Genomic DNA, 17,280 nt, shown 5'->3' with positions numbered 1-17,280 from the left:
CTCCGGAATGCAAAACGGCGCCCTTGGGCGCCGTTGTTGTTCTCGCGAGGGCTAATTCGCCGCACTGACGCGGAAATTCAGGCGCGGGAAATGCACCTGGATGGCCCCCAGCTGCTCATCGTGGCGACGGATCACCAGGGCTTCGCTATCGGCATGGACCAGCTCACCTACCACGGGATCCACGCCATAGTCGGTCGCCGCCACGCTCACTCGCTCGCCCCAGGCAAAGCCCTCCACGGCCAGCGCCTGGTCACGCGGCAAGGCCACCGGCTCCGCCGTCCTGGCGATCTCCAGCGCCTCGGCGGCACCGAGATCCTCGTGGGTACCGTGGCCGAAACCCAGCACTCGGGCGAACCAGGCGGCAATCTCGGGGCGCTCGTCGATCAAGGGCGCCAGCTGCGGCGTGTTCTTGAGGAACCAGAAATTGTGAGCCAGGGCGATGTCGGCCACCGAGGGCGCGCCGAAGAGGAATTCACCGGAGGCACGCTGGAGCTGGATCTCCAACCGGGTCAGCAGGGTCGGCAACTGCTGCCGGGCCTGCTCGGGGCTGAGGCGGTTCAGGCTGCCGCCGCTGAACAGCGCCTTGCGGTCATCCAGAAAGGCCTGGGCCTGCTCCGGCGGCAGGCTGGCCAGGCGCGGCCCCATGATCTCCGGCTGGAACATCAACGCCACGGCGTGCTGGAACAACACCGAGTCCGCCCAGCCGGCAAAGGCGGCCACGACCGCCTCCTGGCCTTCCGGAAACAGCGCCGGTACGGCTTTTTCCGCCTCCAGGCGGCGAGCGATCAGCGCCGTGTCGCAATAGACGTCCGCACCCACCTGCAGCACCGGCGTCTTGCGATAGCCACCGGTGAGCGCCACCAGCTCGGGCTTGGGCAGCATCCGCGGAATGATCACCGAACGCCAGGCGAGACCCTTGAAGCCCAACAGCAGGCGCGCCTTCTCGGCGAAGGGCGATTGCCAGTAGTGATGCAGAATCAGCTCGGACATGACAGCACTCCTGAATCAGCCGTGGGCCGTGGGCCGGACAGGGCCAGCACCAGGGATTCCTTGGCTCGTTTGGGTAGCTTCTTGATCTGGATCTCGCGGCGCAAGGCGGCCGACTTGTCGGCGCAGGCTTCGACATAGACCAGCGCCTGGGCCGGGCTGGAAGCGAAGAAGCGGGCACCACGGCCACTGCGGTGCTGGGCGAAGCGGCGCTCGGGATCATCGCTGATGCCGCAATAGAGCGCCTGGTTCTCGGCGCGCACCAGGTAGACATACCAGGTGCGCGCGGGTGGCTGGGGGATGTCGCTCACCGTCAGGCGAACCACTCCCGGGCGGTACGCCAGACGCACACGCCAACGAAGTAGATGCCGCTGGCGAACCAGAGCACCATCAGCCACAGCGGCTTGTCGGGGTGCAGGAACACCATCATGGCGCTGCTGAGCAGCCAGATGGAAGTGATGGTGATGTTCACCGCCATCAGCTGACGGACGCGGAAGGGGTGCAGGAACTTGACCCGGGTCAGGGTCAGGGCGGCCAGTACCAGCACCACCGCCATGCTGAACCAGGGCGCCAGGTCCAGCACGTAGAAATACAGCGCCACCACGTTCCAGGCCGCAGGAAAGCCGATGAAATAGTTGTCGGCGCTCTTCATGTTCACATTGCAGAAACAGAACAGTGACGACAATAGGATGATGCCCACCGCCACCAGCTCGAAGTGCGGCGGCAAGGGTACGAAGCGATAGATGAAGATCGCTGGAATGAAGACATAGGTCAGGTAATCGACCACCAGGTCCAGCGCGGAGCCATCGAAATGGGGCAGGACCCGCTTGACCTCGAACTTGCGGGCCAGGGTGCCGTCGAGACCATCGACGAGCAGCGCGATGCCGAGCCACATCAGGCAACCCTTGGGTTGACCGTCGACCAGAGCGAGCAGCGCCAGAAGCGCGAGAATCACACCACTGGAGGTCACCGCATGGGCGCCCCAGGCCTTGGCTTTTGTCAGCATGAGCGGATGGGAAATGGAGTTCACGGGCGTCTCTCTATGATGACGGCTTCGACTGCCCGTTGCACCGCACGTTCTCGCGATGCGGTACGGAATCGACAATGAAGCCGGTGAACGGCAAGGCGGACCTTGACCGCCGACCCCGGAAACCGGGCGCCAAACATCGAGGATACCGCGCCTTGAAGTCCTTTGCCCGCCTTCCCGCCGAACGCCCGTGATTGGGTTCGCAGGTAGACCGGGGCGGATGGGTGTCCACCCCGGTCGCGTCTCAGTGCAGGATCTGCCCGAGGAACAGGCGCGTACGCTCGTTCTGCGGGTTGTCGAAGAACTGGTCCGGTGCGGCCTGTTCGACGATTTCGCCCTTGTCCATGAAGATCACCCGGTTGGCCACGGTGCGGGCGAAGCCCATCTCGTGGGTCACGCACAGCATGGTCATGCCGTCCTGGGCCAGGCCGATCATGGTGTCCAGCACCTCCTTCACCATCTCCGGGTCGAGCGCCGAGGTCGGCTCATCGAACAGCATGATGCGTGGCTGCATGCACAGCGCCCGGGCGATGGCCACGCGCTGCTGCTGGCCACCGGACAGCTGGCCCGGGAACTTGTTGGCCTGCTCGGGAATGCGCACCCGCTGCAGGTAATGCATGGCGATCTCTTCGGCCTGCTTCTTCGGCAGCTTGCGTACCCACATGGGCGCCAGGGTGCAGTTCTGCAGCACGGTCAGGTGTGGGAAGAGGTTGAAGTGCTGGAACACCATGCCGACTTCGCTGCGAATGGTCTCGATCTGCTTGAGATCGTTGGTCAGCTCGGTGCCGTCGACGATGATCTGGCCCTTCTGGTGCTCTTCCAGGCGATTGATGCAGCGGATGGTGGTGGACTTGCCCGAGCCGGACGGTCCGCACAGCACGATGCGCTCGCCCTGGGTCACGGTCAGGTTGATGTCCTTGAGCACGTGGAACTGGCCGTACCACTTGTTCACGTCCTTGAGCTGGATCATGACCTTGCTGCTGTCGACCGGCTGCTTGTTGCTTACGTTCATCTATTGACTCCTAACGCTTGTGGCCGGTGTTCAGCTTGCGCTCCAGACGGGCGGAGTAGCTGGACATGGCGAAACAGAAAATCCAGAAGACCAGGGCGGCGAACACATAGCCTTCGGTGGACAGACCAGGCCAGGCCGGGTCGGAGGTGGCGCGCTTGATGCTGTTGAGCAGGTCGAACAGGCCGATGATGACCACCAGGCTCGAATCCTTGAACAGCGCGATGAAGGTGTTGACGATGCCCGGGATCACCAGCTTGAGCGCCTGCGGCAGGATCACCAGACCGGTGGTCCGCCAGTAGCCCAGGCCCATGGCCGCGGCGGCTTCGTACTGGCCCTTGGGGATGGCCTGCATGCCACCCCGCACCACCTCGGCGATATAGGCCGCCTCGAAGATGATCACCATGACGATGGCGCGCAACAGCTTGTCGAGGTTCATGCCATCGGGCAGGAACAGCGGCAGCATCACCGACGACAGGAACAGCACCGTGATCAGGGGGATACCCCGCCAGAACTCGATCATGGTCACGCAGATGACCTTGATCGCCGGCAGCTTGGAGCGCCGTCCCAGGGCCAGCAGGATGCCCAGCGGCAAGGCGCCGACGATGCCCACGGCGGCGATCACCACGGTCAGCATCAGGCCACCCCATTCGGTGGTGGGCACCACGCGCAGACCGAAACCGCCATACAGCAGCCAGAAGGCCACCAGCGGATAGATCACCAGCAGGGCCAGACCGTAGCGAGCCTTGTGCTTGAAGCTGTCGAGGAACAGCGGGATGGCGCCGATCACGGCGATCACCACGGTCAGATCCACGCGCCAGCGCTGATCGCCGGGGTAGAAGCCGTACATGAACTGCCCGAAGCGCTCCTTGATGAACACCCAGCAGGCGCCGCCCGGGGCGCAATCGGCACGGGTGCTGCCGCTCCAGGTGGCATTGATGAAGGCCCAGTTCACCACCGGCGGCACGATCAGCCAGACGATGTAGAGACCGAACAGCGTCAGCAGGGTATTGCCGATGCTGGAAAACAAATTGCCCCGAATCCAGGCCAGGGCACCGACGCTGGAAGGCGGCGGCGGCAGGTCCGGTTTAAAGGTATGGGTCTGGTTACTCATACGCGCTCCTTAACGCTCGATCAGCGCGATGCGCTTGTTGTACCAGTTCATCAGGATGCTGATGCTGATGCTGATGGCCAGGTAGACGCTCATGGTGATGGCCATGGTCTCGATGGCCTGGCCGGTCTGGTTCAGGACGGTGCCGGCGAACAGCGCCACCATCTCCGGATAGCCCACCGCGGCGCCCAGCGAGGAGTTCTTCATCAGGTTCAGATACTGGTTGGTCAGCGGTGGGATGATCACCCGCAAGGCCTGGGGAATGATCACCAGCCGCAGGGTCAGGCCCGGACGCAGCCCCAGGGAGCTGGCCGCCTCGGTCTGACCGTGGCTGACCGCCTGGATACCACCGCGCACCGTCTCGCCGATGAAGGCCGCGGTATAGACCGACAGGGCCAATGCCAGGGAGACCAGCTCGGGGATGATCACCCAGCCGCCGCGCAGGTTGAAGCCCTGCAATTCCGGCACTTCCCAGTGCAACGGCCTGCCGAAGATCAGGGCTGCCAGCAGCGGGATCCCGATCAGCAGCGCCAGCACGGTCCACAGCACCGGAAAGCGCTGGCCGGTGGCATGCCGCCGTTTGCGTGCCCAGCGCACCACCACCACGCTGGCGACGATGGCGATCAGCAGCGCGATCAGACCGGGCAAAAAGCCGGCATCGGCGATCGGCGCCGGCATGTACAGGCCGCGGTTGTTGACGAAGAAGGCATCGCCCAGGGTCAGGCTCTGGCGCGGACCAGGCAGGGGCGCGAGCACGGCGAAATAGACGAAGAAGATCAGCAGCAGCGGCGGAATGTTGCGGAAGGTCTCGATATAGACCGTGGCGACCTTGCGCAGCAGCCAGTTGTTCGACAACCGCGCCACACCCACGCTGAAGCCGATGATGGTCGCCAGGAAGATGCCGATGACCGACACCAGCAGGGTGTTGAGCAGACCGACCAGGAAGACGCGCCCGTAGGTATCGCCTTCGCTGTACGGAATCAGGTGCTGGGGAATGCCGAAGCCGGCGGTGTTGTTGAGAAAGCCGAAGCCGGAGGTGATGCCCCGGTTGGCGAGGTTGGTCTGGGTGTTGTCGAACAGGAACCAGCCGAAGGCCACCACGGCGACCACGGCCACGATCTGGAACAGCCAGGAGCGTACCTGCGGGTCGGTGAGCAGCGACCCACGGACCGGTGCGGACGGTTTGCTAACGTTTTGCATCTACTTGGAGCCTCATTAAATTCTCGCCCCACAGCGCGGGTAGCGCTGCAGGGCGAGAATCTGCACATCCGGAAGGTGTTCGGCGACTAAGGCGCCGAGATCAACGGACCGGCGGGGCGTACTGCAGACCGCCTGCATTCCACAGGGCGTTGAGGCCACGCTTGATCTTCAGGTCGCTGCCCATGCCGACGTTGCGCTCGAAGACTTCGCCGTAGTTGCCCACCTGCTTGACGATCTTCACCGCCCAGTCCTTCGGCAGCTTCAGATCCTTGCCGAATTCGCCATCGGCGCCGAGCAGACGACGCACGTCAGGGTTCTTGGAGTCCTTGGCCTGGGCTTCGACGTTGGCGGAGGTCAGACCCAGCTCTTCGGCGTTGACCATGGCGAACAGCGACCACTTGACCACGGTCAGCCAGTCTTCGTCGCCACGCCGCACGGCCGGTGCCAGCGGCTCCTTGGAGATCACCTCGGGCAGCACGACGTAGTCGTCGGGCTTGGACAGCTTGTTGCGCTGGGCGTACAGCTGCGACTGGTCGGAGGTCAGGACGTCGCAACGACCGGCTTCCAGCGACTTGGCGCTCTCGTCCGAGGTGCTGTAGGTGATGGGGGTGAACTTCATGCCGTTGGAACGGAAGTAGTCGGCCAGGTTGAGTTCGGTGGTGGTACCGGCCTGGATGCACACGGTGGCGCCGTCCAGTTCCTTGGCGCTCTTCACACCCAGCTTATTGCTCACCAGGAAGCCCTGGCCGTCATAGTAGGTGACGCCGGCGAAGATCAGACCCATGCCGCCATCGCGGGAGCTGGTCCAGGTGGTGTTGCGCGACAGCACGTCGATCTCGCCGGATTGCAGCGCGGTGAAACGCTCCTTGGCGGTCAGGGGCGTGAAGCGAACCTTGGTGGAGTCACCGAAGACTGCAGCGGCCACGGCGCGGCAGACGTCGACGTCAATGCCCTTGTAGTCACCCTTGGAGTCGGTGAAGGAGAAGCCCGGCAGGCCATCGCTGACGCCGCATTGCACGAAACCTTTGTTCTTCACCGCATCCAGGGTAGCGCCTGCGTGAGCCATGCCGGACAGGCCAAGAGCAGCGGCGGTGGTCAGAATTGCCAGGGTAGACTTCACCATCTTCATCGATAAGCTCCACTTTGTTTATGAATTACGCTCCAGTCGCACGGCAGCACGATGTCTCTCGCCTGATTGCCGTGGAACCCGCCCACCCGATCCCTGGGCGTCCTTCATCAAGGGAAGAAGGAGACGCACTGGAAGGCATGACGAAGCAGTGAATCAGTGTTACCTGTTAGTGCACTACCTGGCCGCAGCCTAGATGAGGCAATTTGCGGACCAGTGAATGCGACAGAAGCTCACTTGGCTCAAACCCGGCAATCGCGAGACTTCGAGCAAAAAGCCGGACAACTAAATTACGAAAATGCGACACGCATTTTGTGCACCATCTGTTACCACACCCATTTTTAGTGGCACCAAACTGGAGCAAAGCCTTGGAAAATTCGCCTCTTGTGCTGGAATCACCCAGCGGAACCGCCGATAGCTGCGTCATTTGGTTGCATGGCCTGGGGGCCACCCAGCATGACTTCGAACCCGTTGCCGAATTGTTGCAGCGCACCCTGACCACAACCCGCTTCGTCCTGCCTCAGGCACCGACCCAGGCGGTCACCATCAATGGTGGCTGGGCCATGCCCTCCTGGTACGACATCCTGGCCATGAATCCGGCCCGGGCCATCGACCGCGCTCAGCTGGACGCATCGGCCGCCACGGTGCAGGCGCTGATCGAGACCCAGCAGGCCCAGGGCATTCCTGCCGAACGCATCGTGCTGGCCGGCTTCTCCCAGGGGGGCGCCGTGGTTCTGCATACCGCCTACAACACCGCCTGCCCCACCCTGGGTGGCGTCATGGCGCTATCGACCTATGCGCCCAGCTTCGAAGACGCCCAGGTCAACCGCGGTGGTGCCACCCCGGTGCTGTGCCTGCATGGCGACCAGGATGACGTGGTACCCCTGGCCCTGGGGCGCGCTGCCTACGAGGCGCTGGTGGCCGCCGGCGTGGAAGCGCTCTGGCACAGCTATCCCATGCGCCACGAGGTCATTCCCGCGGAAATCCAGGATATTCAGGGCTGGCTGCTGGCACGTCTCGGCGGAAAATAAAGACCGAATCGCCGAGCCGTTGCGTTTTTGGAAACCGGTCGACAGTTTGCGGAATCCGGGCACGAATGGAGGCCCGGACAGGGCCAAGCGAACGAACTTTGAGGTACCCATCCGGTCCAGTAGGGGTGCCTGAAGGTCGTGATGTGCATGGAGCAGCTATGGCCCGAGTTTTCCTTTCAGCCCCCGGGGTGATCCTTTGATGGCTGCCCCCTTGTCGGCCTGGCTGGCCGAAGTACCGGTCGCTTCCCTGAAGGACCTGCGCCTGTTCAAGGGCGTGGAGACCTACCTGCTGGAAGCCCTGATCGCCCGCTCGGCCACCCGTAGCCTGGTCGCCGGTGAGTGCCTGCTCTCGCCCGCCATGATCAACCAGTACATGTACCTCATCCTGGAAGGTCGCCTGCGAGTCCACTTGGGCTCGCCGGAAAATCCGCCCATCTATCTGCTCGGCCCAGGCGAATGCTCGGGCGAGATCAGCTTCATGGACAGCGAGCGGCCCAGCGCCCACGTCATCGCCGAAGCCGACACCCAGGTGCTCTGCCTGCATCGCGACCTGGTGCTGGAGCTGATCGAGCGTTCTTCCAAGGCCATGCACAACCTGCTCGGCATCCTCTGTGAGCGGATGCGCCGTGGCAACCAGCTCATCGTCGACACCGAACGCAACGCCAATGTCGATACGCTGACCGGCCTGTTCAATCGGCGGCGCCTCGAGCAGCTGTTCGAGCGCGAGAGCACCCGTTGCGCCTTCAATCGGCAGCCCCTGAGCCTGCTGATGCTGGATGTCGATCACTTCAAGCGCTACAACGACACCCATGGTCATCTGGCGGGCGACTATGCCCTGTGCCTGGTCGCCAATACCCTGCGCGACCAGTTGAGACCCAAGGACAGCATGGCGCGCTATGGCGGCGAGGAGTTCGTCATCCTGTTGCCGGAAATCGATCGCGACGAGGCGATCGCCATCGCCGAGCGCCTGCGCCAGAGCCTGGCGGAGATCAAGGATTTCTATTCGCCCTGCGGCAAGCTGCCGGGGGTTACCGTGTCCATTGGCCTGGCACAGATGCGCAAGGCCGATTCCCTGGACGAACTGGTCGGACGTGCGGACAAGTCGCTCTACCAGGCCAAGGATGCCGGGCGCAATCGGATCAGTGGCTGACTGGATTGCGCTTGCGTTCGGCAGGTAGTTGTTGCCGGGCACGTAGGTTGCTTTACACTGCGGTCTCATTCCGCTTTCGATGATCGAGACCCTCCGTGCTCAAGGCACTCAAAAAATTTCTGGGCAAGGATCAAGAGGTCGCTCAGCCGACCCCCTCCCCTGCGCCCCAAGCTACCCCCAGCGCCGCTCCTGAAGCCCCCTCCTCTCCTGCCCCGATCGCGCCCGAGCCCCAGGCCGAGCGTGCGCCGCGCAAACCGCGTACCCCAGGCGAAACCCGCAGCCAGGAATTCCGCCCCCAGGAGCCGCGCGCCCAGGTGGAAAAATCCGCCAAGCCACGTCGCGAACGCAGCCCGCGCAAGCCCAAGCCGATCGACACCTGGAAACTGGAAGACTTCGCGGTCGAGCCCCAGGAAGGCAAGACGCGCTTCCACGACTTCAAGCTGGATCCGCGCCTGATGCACGGCATCCACGATCTAGGTTTTCCCTACTGCACGCCGATCCAGGCGCAGGTGCTGGGTTTCACCCTCAAGGGCAAGGACGCCATCGGCCGCGCCCAGACCGGCACGGGCAAGACCGCGGCCTTCCTGATCTCGACGATCACTCAGCTGTTGACCACCCCGCCGCCCAAGGAAAGATACATGGGCGAGCCGCGGGCGCTGATCATCGCGCCGACCCGCGAGCTGGTGGTGCAGATCGCCAACGACGCCCTGGATCTGGCCAAGTACACCGGGCTCAACGTCATGAGCTTTGTTGGCGGCATGGACTTCGACAAGCAGCTCAAGCAGCTCGAAGCGCGCTACTGCGACATCCTGGTCGCCACCCCGGGCCGCCTGCTGGACTTCAACCAGCGCGGCGAGGTGCACCTGGACATGGTCGAGGTCATGGTGCTGGACGAGGCCGACCGCATGCTGGACATGGGCTTCATTCCCCAGGTTCGCCAGATCATCCGCCAGACGCCACCCAAGAGCGAACGCCAGACCCTGCTGTTCTCCGCCACCTTCACCGACGACGTGATGAACCTGGCGCGGCAGTGGACCACCGATCCGGCCATCGTCGAGATCGAGCCGGAAAACGTGGCCAGCGACACCGTCGAGCAGCACGTCTATGCCGTGTCCTCCAGCGACAAGTATCGCCTGCTCTACAACCTGGTCGCCCAGAACAATTGGGAGCGGGTGATGGTGTTCGCCAACCGTCGCGACGAGGTGCGCCGCATCGAAGAACGCCTGACCAAGGATGGCATCAGCGCTGCCCAGATGTCCGGCGATGTGCCTCAGCACAAGCGCATCAAGACCCTGGAAGGCTTCCGCGCCGGCAAGATCCGCGTGCTGGTGGCCACCGACGTTGCCGGTCGCGGCATTCACGTCGATGGCATCAGCCACGTGATCAACTTCACCCTGCCGGAAGACCCGGACGACTACGTGCACCGCATCGGTCGTACCGGTCGCGCCGGCGCCAGTGGCACCTCCATCAGCTTCGCCGGTGAGGACGACGCCTTCGCCCTGCCGCCCATCGAAACCCTGCTGGGGCGCAAGATCGGTTGCGAGATGCCGCCAGCCGAGTTGCTCAAGCCGGTCCCGCGGCAGCGCTGAGTAGCGCTGCCCCACCACGGTTCCTACGGGCCGCGGTAGGTTGGGCTGAGCGCAGCGAAGCCCAACATTGCCTCGAGAACCGCCACTGTTGGGCTTCGACGATGGAACCGTCTCAACCCAACCTACGGTCTATCATGGCCGTGACTGCGATAAGCCAGTCGCTCCTACAAGATAGGTCGTAGAGTGGATGACGGCGCAGCCTCATCCACCAACAGCCGGAGCACCACGTGGAAAACGCTGTGCGGTTTCCCCCTATGTCGCCCAACGCCCCGCGGCGTCCTGGTCGCTGGCACGTCCCTCCACCCAGCGCGGGCCCTCGGATGTGTCCTCCTTCTTCCAGAAGGGTGCGCGGGTCTTGAGATAGTCCATCACGAAATTGCAGGCGTCGAAGGCCGCCTGGCGATGGGCGCTGGCGGTACCGACGAAGACGATGGGTTCGCCCGGCTCCAGGCGACCGATGCGATGCAGGATATCGACGTTAAGCAGCGGCCAGCGCTGATTCGCCTCTTCGACGATGCGCGCCAGGGCCTTCTCGGTCATGCCGGGAAAGTGCTCGAGGAACAGCCCGCCGACGTCGCGCCCAGCGTTGAAGTCCCGTACATAACCGACGAAACCCACCACGGCACCGATGCCGGTGTTGGCGGCATGCAGGGCATTGAGCTCCTGGCCAGGATCGAAAGCCGCAGCCTGTACACGAATGGCCATGCCTAGCCTCCGGTCACGGTGGGAAAGAAGGCGACTTCGTCGCCATCGCGCAGCGGCTCGGCCAGCCCGCAGAGTTCTTCATTGCGGGCGCACATGAGACCGCGCTCGCCCAGGGTCTCGGTCCAGATTCCACCGCGCTGGACCAGGTGCTCGCGCAGGTCGCCAACGGTGGCCAGATCAGGCTCCCAGGCCAGACTGTCCTCGGCGAGACCCAGCACCTCGCGATAGCGGGCGAAGAATTGCACGCGGATCATGCCGGCTGCTCCTCGGCGCGGAAGTGGCCACTCTTGCCGCCGTTCTTTTCCAGCAGGCGTACCGCCTCGATGGTCATGCCCCGATCGACCGCCTTGCACATGTCGTAAAGGGTCAGGGCCGCGACACTGGCTGCGGTCAGGGCCTCCATCTCCACCCCGGTCTGCCCGGACAGCTTGCAGGTGGCGGTGATCCGCACCGCATCGGGCGCTTCCGCGGCCAGCTGGACCTTGACGCCGGTCAGCATCAGCGGATGGCAGAGCGGGATGAGATCGGCGGTCTTCTTGGCCGCCTGGATGCCGGCGATACGGGCCACAGCGAAGACATCGCCCTTGGGGTGGCCGCCGCTCTGGATCAGGTCGAGGGTTTCCGGACGCATGCGCACCCGGGCTTCGGCGGTGGCTTCACGGAAGGTCACCTGCTTGTCGGTGACATCGACCATGTTGGCACGGCCTTGGGAATCGAGATGGGTCAGCACGGCATGACTCCTGGAAAGGACCTGCCATTGTAGACCTGCGGCTGGGGATTTGATCCCCGCCCATGACCAGACGGGGATCGTGGGCTGTGTCTAAAAAGTGCCTGCGCTCGGTCATGCTGCGTTAACAATCCGTTCGGAATGCTCATTTACCACTCGTAAACTCCGCTTCCTCACGGATTTTTGCCTTGCCTGACCTTCGCTCGGCTACTTTTCAGACAAGCCCTAGCACTTACAGATGGGACTCTGCGTATTCGGCGAGGATGGACCGGGGTACGCCCTGCAGGGTGATGTGCACTCCGTGGTTGAAGCCCTTGAAGCGCTCGGACAGGTAGGTGAGACCCGAGCTGGTGGCGGAAAGGTAAGGCGTATCGATCTGCGCCAGGTTGCCCAGACAGATCACCTTGGAGCCGCTACCGGCGCGGGTGATGATGGTCTTCATCTGGTGTGGCGTGAGGTTCTGGCATTCGTCGATGAGGATCAGACTCTGCTGGAAGCTGCGACCGCGGATGTAGTTCAGCGATTTGAACTGCAACGGCACCTTGCTGAGGATGTAGTCCACGCTGCCGTGGGGGTTGTGGTCGTCCATGTGCAGGGCTTCGAGGTTGTCGGTGATGGCGCCCAGCCAGGGCTCCATCTTCTCGGCCTCGGTCCCGGGCAGGAAGCCGATGTCCTCGTCCAGGCCCTGGACGCTGCGGGTGGCGATGATCCGCCGGTATCTCTTGGTGACCATGGTCTGCTCGATGGCCGCGGCCAGCGCCAGGATGGTCTTGCCCGAACCCGCCGCACCGGTCAGGTTGACCAGGTGGATATCCGGCTCCAGCAGGGCGAACAGCGCCAGCGCTTGGTAGATGTCCCGCGGCTTCAGTCCCCAGGCTTCCTGGTGCATCAGGGGCTCCTGGTGCATGTCGAGCAGGATCACCTCGCCGTCACGCACCGCCTTGACCCAGCCGACGAAGCCCTGCTCGTCGAGCACGAAGTCATTGACGTTGAACGGCGGCATTTCGGCCGACAGCTGCACCCGATGCCAGACCCGGCCCAGCTCCTGCCGGCTTTCCACCTTGCTCACGTTGTCCCAGAAGGACCCCGGCAGGTTGTGATAACCCTGGGACAGCAGGGAGACATCATCGAGCAACTGGTCGGTCTGGTAGTCCTCGGCGGCGATGCCGCAACCACGCGCCTTGAGGCGCATGTTGATGTCCTTGGTGACCAGCACCACCCGCTCCTGGGGATGCTGGGTGCGCAATTCGACGAGCTGGTTGATGATGCGGTTGTCGTTGATGTCGTCGGGCAGGCAGGCCATGGGGCCGGCGCGGCGGCCCATGAGGATGGACAGTCGCCCCTTGGCCTCGCCCTTGCCGCGGGGAATGGGTACGCCCCGCTCGACGTCCTCGGGCGAGGATTCGGCGAGCACGCTGTCGATCAGGCGGATCGCCTGCCGGCATTCGGCGGCAACGTTGTGCTTGCCGGTCTTGAGCTTGTCGAGTTCCTCCAGGACCGTCATGGGGATGGCGACGTGATGCTCCTCGAAATTGAGCAGCGCGTTGGGATCGTGGATCAGTACGTTGGTGTCGAGCACATAGAGGGTGGGCTGGGTGGGGCGGGAACGTCCGTGATCATCCATACTCGGTCACCTCGTAGAAACGCTTGACTCGCAAGCCTGTCGACGGAGCGCCAGAACGACGCTCCGCGGCGAAAGGTGCCGTCGCTCCAGCAACGGGTTCACGGACCGGCCAACATGAGGGCACGGGACCCGAGAGATGCGACGGACACTTCGGTAATAACGCAAAAGACCTGAGGCACAAAAGCTTTTTTTGGCCGCATCCAATTTTTTTCACGGAGCTGTCGATGTTGCCGCCCGACCCAGCAACCTCGCCCCGAGACCGTGGTCAATACCTATCGACTCCATCGGCAAGGCCCACTGGAGCCGAGCGGCGGAGACTTCTAGAATGGCGCCTCGCCTAGAGGAGCCAAGCCGATGCTGATGGTGATTTCCCCCGCCAAGACGCTGGACTACAGCACACCGCCCAGCACGTCCCGCCATACCCTGCCGCAATACCTGGAGCACTCCCGCGAACTGATCGACGGACTTCGCCAGCTCGCCCCAGCAGAGGTCGCCGCGCTCATGGGGGTGTCCGACAAGATCGCCACCCTCAATGTCGCCCGCTTCGGCAGCTGGACCCCGGACTTCACGCCGGAGAATGCCAAGCAGGCGCTGCTGGCGTTCAAGGGTGACGTCTACACCGGCCTTGCCGCCGAGGACTTCCAGGAAGACGACTTCGATTTCGCCCAGCGCCACCTGCGCATGCTGTCCGGACTCTATGGCCTGCTGCGCCCGCTGGACCTGATGCAGCCCTATCGGCTGGAAATGGGCACCAAGTTCGCCAATGCACGCGGCAAGGACCTCTATGCCTTCTGGGGCGAGCGTATCAGCGACTGGCTCAAGGCGGATCTCGCGGCCCAGGGGGACGACGTCCTGCTGAATCTGGCCTCGAACGAATATTTCAGCGCGGTGCGCCGGGCGCGCCTGCAGGCCCGCGTCGTGGATGTGGAATTTCGCGATCTCAAGAATGGCGACTACAAGATCATCAGTTTCTACGCCAAGAAGGCGCGCGGCCTGATGGCGCGGCACGTGATCAAGCAGCGCGTCTCCACGGTGGATGAGTTGCGCGAGTTCGGTGACCAGGGCTATCGCTACTCGACCGAGCGCTCCTCGGCCGACACGCTGGTGTTCCTGCGCGATACACCGCCGGATTAGCCGGGCGAATCGACGGATGGCACAATTGCCCGCATGCTGGGCCACCGAACTGGCTAGAGGGTCACATTCGACGCCTGCCATCCGTGAAAGACTGTCATCTCCCTCCAATAAAAAAGGTTTCAGCCCCGTAGCGGAGATGCTTCAGGCAAGAAAAGTTGCCAGACGTCTCAAAATCGCTGCCTTTCCGGAAAAAGGAAATTTTGCTGAGAACCACTTTCGTTTGATTCTGTCTTTGTCTGGTCCTTGCCCTAGGCCATGATGGCCAATGGCAATCAGTCCGCACGTTCAATTTGTACCGGTCGACGCTTCGGCCGGTTGATCTTTTCGAAGCATGGACGCTTCGTCCCGACCTCAGGGACAGCGGCCACAAATCAGCAGACGCTGAAGGAGTAACGCCCATGATTCCCGTCATCCTGTCCGGTGGTAGCGGCTCGCGACTCTGGCCCCTCTCGCGCAAGCTCTACCCCAAGCAGTTCCTGGCCCTGACCAGCGAACAGACCATGTTCCAGGAGACCATCAATCGCCTGGGCTGCGAGGGCAGCATCGATTGCCCCATCATCGTCTGCAACGCCGAACACCGCTACTTGGTGGAAGAGCAGCTCAAGGCCGTCGAGTGCAAGCCGCAGGCGCTGATCATGGAGCCCTTCGGTCGCAACACCGCGCCGGCCGTGGCCATCGCCGCCATGCAACTGGTCGCTGACGGCAAGGACGACCTGATGCTGGTGCTGCCCGCCGATCACGTGATCGAGGACGAAGCCCAGTTCAAGGCCGCCCTGCAACAGGCCGCCGCCGCCGCCGAGCGTGGCGAGATGGTGCTGTTTGGCATTCCGGCCACCGCGCCCGAGACCGGCTACGGCTACATCAAGACCGGTTCCAACGATGGCCTGCCCCAGGGCGTGTCCCACGTCGAGCGCTTCGTCGAGAAGCCCGACGCCGTCACCGCCACCGAATACGTGGCTTCCGGCGACTACTGCTGGAACAGCGGCATCTTCCTGTTCCGCGCCAGCCGTTTCCTGGAAGAGCTGAAGAAGCACGACACCGACATCTATGACACCTGCCTGCTGGCGCTGGAGCGCAGCAGCATCGACGGCATCAACATCAGCATCGATGCCGCTACCTTCGCCGTCTGCCCGGACAACTCCATCGACTACGCCGTGATGGAAAAGACCACCCGCGCCTGCGTGGTACCCATGAGCGCCGGCTGGAACGATGTCGGTTCCTGGTCCGCGCTGTGGGACGTGCATGCCAAGGACAGCAACGGCAACGTCCTCAAGGGCGACGTCGTCCTGCATGACAGCCGTAACTGCCTGGTGCACGGCAACGGCAAGCTGGTGACCCTGGTCGGCCTGGACGACGTGGTCGTGGTGGAAACCAAGGACGCCGTCATGATCGCCCACAAGGACAAGGTCCAGGACGTCAAGAAGCTGGTCAACACCCTCGAGAAGCAGAATCGCAACGAGGTCAAGGCGCACCAGGAAGTCTTCCGTCCCTGGGGTTCCTACGACTCCATCGACATGGGCCAGCGCTTCCAGGTCAAGCGCATCACCGTCAAGCCGGGCGCTCAGCTGTCGCTGCAGATGCACCACCACCGTGCCGAGCACTGGATCGTGGTGTCCGGTACCGCCGAAGTCACCTGTGACGACAAGGTCTTCCTGCTGACCGAAAACCAGTCCACCTACCTGCCGATGACCTCCGTGCACCGCCTGGCCAACCCCGGCAAGGTACCGCTGGAGCTGATCGAAGTGCAGTCCGGTGGCTACCTGGGCGAAGACGACATCGTCCGCTTCGAAGACATCTACGGCCGCGTCGACACCCAGGCCCTGGAAGTTGCCAAGGCCGGCAAGGCGCCCACGCGCTAAGCACTGCCAACAGGCACCAAACAGACACCGGCCCAGGCCGGTGTCTGTGTTTTCGGCAGCCGCTCGGCAAAACGGGTTAGGCTTGTCGTTTCCCCTTTTCGCCATCGGATCCGCCGCATGACCGCTCCCACCCTGCTCCGCCTCGCTCAACTGGACGAGGCGCTGGCCGCCTACGACGGCTTCATCCTCGACCTCTGGGGCGTGCTGATCGACGGCTACGAGACCTTTCCCGGTGCTCGCGCCTGGCTGGAGCGTCGCGCCGCCGAGGGCAAGCCGGTGTGGTTCCTCAGCAATGCCTCGCGCGATGCGGACGGCATGGTCGAAGAGCTGGGCAAGCTGGGCGTGCCACGCGAACTCTTCGCCGGCATCACCACCTCGGGCCAGTTGGCCATCGATGCCTTCCTGCAGGATGCGAAATTCCGCGAGGGCGGCATCTACCTGTCCGGCCCTGGAACCGGCCAGGCGGGCTGGCCCGCGGAGATCCGCGCGCGCTTCGTCGAGGAGATCGACCAGGCCGCCATCATCCTCGGCGTCGGCAGCTTTCCGGAAGACGAGCTGGAGACCCGCTTCGCGCCCTTGGCGACTGCCCTGGACAAGCCTTTTCTCTGCGCCAACCCGGATCGTAACGTGGTGTCCGGGGGTCTACCCTTCTATGCGGCCGGCAAGCTGGCCGATCGCTTCGCCGCCCTGGGTGGCGCGGTCACCTGGTACGGCAAGCCCGATCCCTATGCCTTCCGCTGCGCTGCAGAGGAACTGGCCACGCGTGGCGCCAAGCGCCTGCTGTTCGTTGGCGATTCCCTGGTGACCGATGTGCCCGGTGCAGTGGCGGCAGGTATCGACTGCCTCTGGCTGGCCACAACTGGCATCCACCGCGAGGCGCTTGGGCTGGGCTTCAACCAGGAGCCGACCCGCGAGGGTCTCGAGCCGCTGCTCAGGCAACATCCCGAGCGCCCGCGCTTCGCCGCGGCCGGTCTGGCCTAATCCTTTTCCGTACGCCGAGG

The 17,280-nt window shown here is 63.6% G+C and carries 17 protein-coding genes; 6 read left to right on the top strand and 11 right to left on the bottom strand.

All coding sequences use genetic code 11. The features are described 5' to 3' along the window. Positions 1-51: 51 nt before the first annotated feature. The 7 genes from V6W80_RS03900 to V6W80_RS03870 form a co-directional block, all read right to left on the bottom strand. Positions 52-990: a glutathione S-transferase family protein gene (locus V6W80_RS03900; RefSeq protein ID WP_338545889.1), complete on the bottom strand. Its 939-nt coding sequence runs from the start codon at positions 988-990 to the stop codon at positions 52-54. After that, positions 978-1,289, bottom strand: coding sequence for a GIY-YIG nuclease family protein (locus V6W80_RS03895; protein ID WP_059316820.1), 312 nt, complete (start codon positions 1,287-1,289; stop codon positions 978-980). Before V6W80_RS03895 ends, V6W80_RS03900 begins: the two co-directional genes overlap by 13 nt. A gap of 11 nt (positions 1,290-1,300) precedes the next feature. Next, the gene (pcsA, locus tag V6W80_RS03890; protein WP_093254393.1) at positions 1,301-1,993 is read right to left on the bottom strand and encodes a phosphatidylcholine synthase; all 693 of its coding nucleotides are present in this window, start codon (positions 1,991-1,993) and stop codon (positions 1,301-1,303) included. A gap of 265 nt (positions 1,994-2,258) precedes the next feature. Next, entirely contained in the window at positions 2,259-3,026 is a 768-nt protein-coding gene (locus tag V6W80_RS03885) for an amino acid ABC transporter ATP-binding protein (protein ID WP_039976153.1), read from the bottom strand. 10 nt (positions 3,027-3,036) lie between these two features. Further along, positions 3,037-4,137 (bottom strand): amino acid ABC transporter permease, encoded by a 1,101-nt coding sequence (locus tag V6W80_RS03880; RefSeq protein ID WP_017639133.1) that lies wholly within the window; start codon positions 4,135-4,137, stop codon positions 3,037-3,039. 9 nt (positions 4,138-4,146) lie between these two features. Next, complete coding sequence (locus V6W80_RS03875) at positions 4,147-5,334, bottom strand: ABC transporter permease subunit (protein WP_184292159.1); 1,188 nt, start codon at positions 5,332-5,334, stop codon at positions 4,147-4,149. 100 nt (positions 5,335-5,434) lie between these two features. Further along, positions 5,435-6,463: an amino acid ABC transporter substrate-binding protein gene (locus tag V6W80_RS03870; protein WP_017639131.1), complete on the bottom strand. Its 1,029-nt coding sequence runs from the start codon at positions 6,461-6,463 to the stop codon at positions 5,435-5,437. A gap of 383 nt (positions 6,464-6,846) precedes the next feature. Between V6W80_RS03870 and V6W80_RS03865 the strand changes: the two genes are divergently transcribed. The 3 genes from V6W80_RS03865 (at position 6,847) to rhlB (ending at position 10,230) form a co-directional block, all read left to right on the top strand. Further along, positions 6,847-7,491 carry an alpha/beta hydrolase gene (locus V6W80_RS03865; RefSeq protein ID WP_017639130.1) on the top strand — a complete coding sequence of 215 codons (645 nt, stop codon included), beginning with the start codon at positions 6,847-6,849 and terminating at the stop codon, positions 7,489-7,491. Positions 7,492-7,690: 199 nt separating this feature from the next. Further along, entirely contained in the window at positions 7,691-8,641 is a 951-nt protein-coding gene (locus V6W80_RS03860) for a GGDEF domain-containing protein (protein ID WP_064309355.1), read from the top strand. 95 nt (positions 8,642-8,736) lie between these two features. Continuing rightward, a complete protein-coding gene (rhlB, locus tag V6W80_RS03855) occupies positions 8,737-10,230 on the top strand; it encodes an ATP-dependent RNA helicase RhlB (protein ID WP_338545888.1) in 1,494 nt (497 codons plus the stop codon). 252 nt (positions 10,231-10,482) lie between these two features. On the opposite strand, the gene moaE is transcribed toward rhlB, so the two are convergent. From moaE to V6W80_RS03835, 4 genes are all read right to left on the bottom strand, one after another. Then, positions 10,483-10,935 (bottom strand): molybdopterin synthase catalytic subunit MoaE, encoded by a 453-nt coding sequence (gene moaE / locus V6W80_RS03850; RefSeq protein WP_160924029.1) that lies wholly within the window; start codon positions 10,933-10,935, stop codon positions 10,483-10,485. Positions 10,936-10,937: 2 nt separating this feature from the next. Then, a complete protein-coding gene (locus tag V6W80_RS03845) occupies positions 10,938-11,189 on the bottom strand; it encodes a MoaD/ThiS family protein (RefSeq protein ID WP_017639126.1) in 252 nt (83 codons plus the stop codon). After that, positions 11,186-11,665 (bottom strand): cyclic pyranopterin monophosphate synthase MoaC, encoded by a 480-nt coding sequence (moaC, locus tag V6W80_RS03840; RefSeq protein WP_338545887.1) that lies wholly within the window; start codon positions 11,663-11,665, stop codon positions 11,186-11,188. The genes V6W80_RS03845 and moaC overlap by 4 nt, the downstream gene beginning before the upstream one ends. A 229-nt stretch (positions 11,666-11,894) precedes the next feature. Then, positions 11,895-13,286, bottom strand: a complete 1,392-nt coding sequence (locus tag V6W80_RS03835) for a PhoH family protein (RefSeq protein WP_017639124.1) — start codon at positions 13,284-13,286, stop codon at positions 11,895-11,897. A 354-nt stretch (positions 13,287-13,640) separates the two neighbouring features. On the opposite strand from V6W80_RS03835, the gene yaaA reads away from it, so the two are divergent. The 3 genes from yaaA (at position 13,641) to V6W80_RS03820 (ending at position 17,260) form a co-directional block, all read left to right on the top strand. After that, positions 13,641-14,420 carry a peroxide stress protein YaaA gene (gene yaaA / locus V6W80_RS03830; protein ID WP_184292153.1) on the top strand — a complete coding sequence of 260 codons (780 nt, stop codon included), beginning with the start codon at positions 13,641-13,643 and terminating at the stop codon, positions 14,418-14,420. 398 nt (positions 14,421-14,818) lie between these two features. Continuing rightward, entirely contained in the window at positions 14,819-16,279 is a 1,461-nt protein-coding gene (locus V6W80_RS03825) for a mannose-1-phosphate guanylyltransferase/mannose-6-phosphate isomerase (RefSeq protein WP_093254052.1), read from the top strand. A 117-nt stretch (positions 16,280-16,396) separates the two neighbouring features. Next, entirely contained in the window at positions 16,397-17,260 is an 864-nt protein-coding gene (locus tag V6W80_RS03820; protein WP_338545886.1) for a TIGR01459 family HAD-type hydrolase, read from the top strand. Positions 17,261-17,280: the final 20 nt, after the last annotated feature.

The organism is Pseudomonas benzopyrenica (assembly GCF_036884265.1).
Lineage (GTDB): Bacteria > Pseudomonadota > Gammaproteobacteria > Pseudomonadales > Pseudomonadaceae > Chryseomonas > Chryseomonas benzopyrenica.
This window is presented reverse-complemented; position numbering and strand designations above follow the sequence as displayed.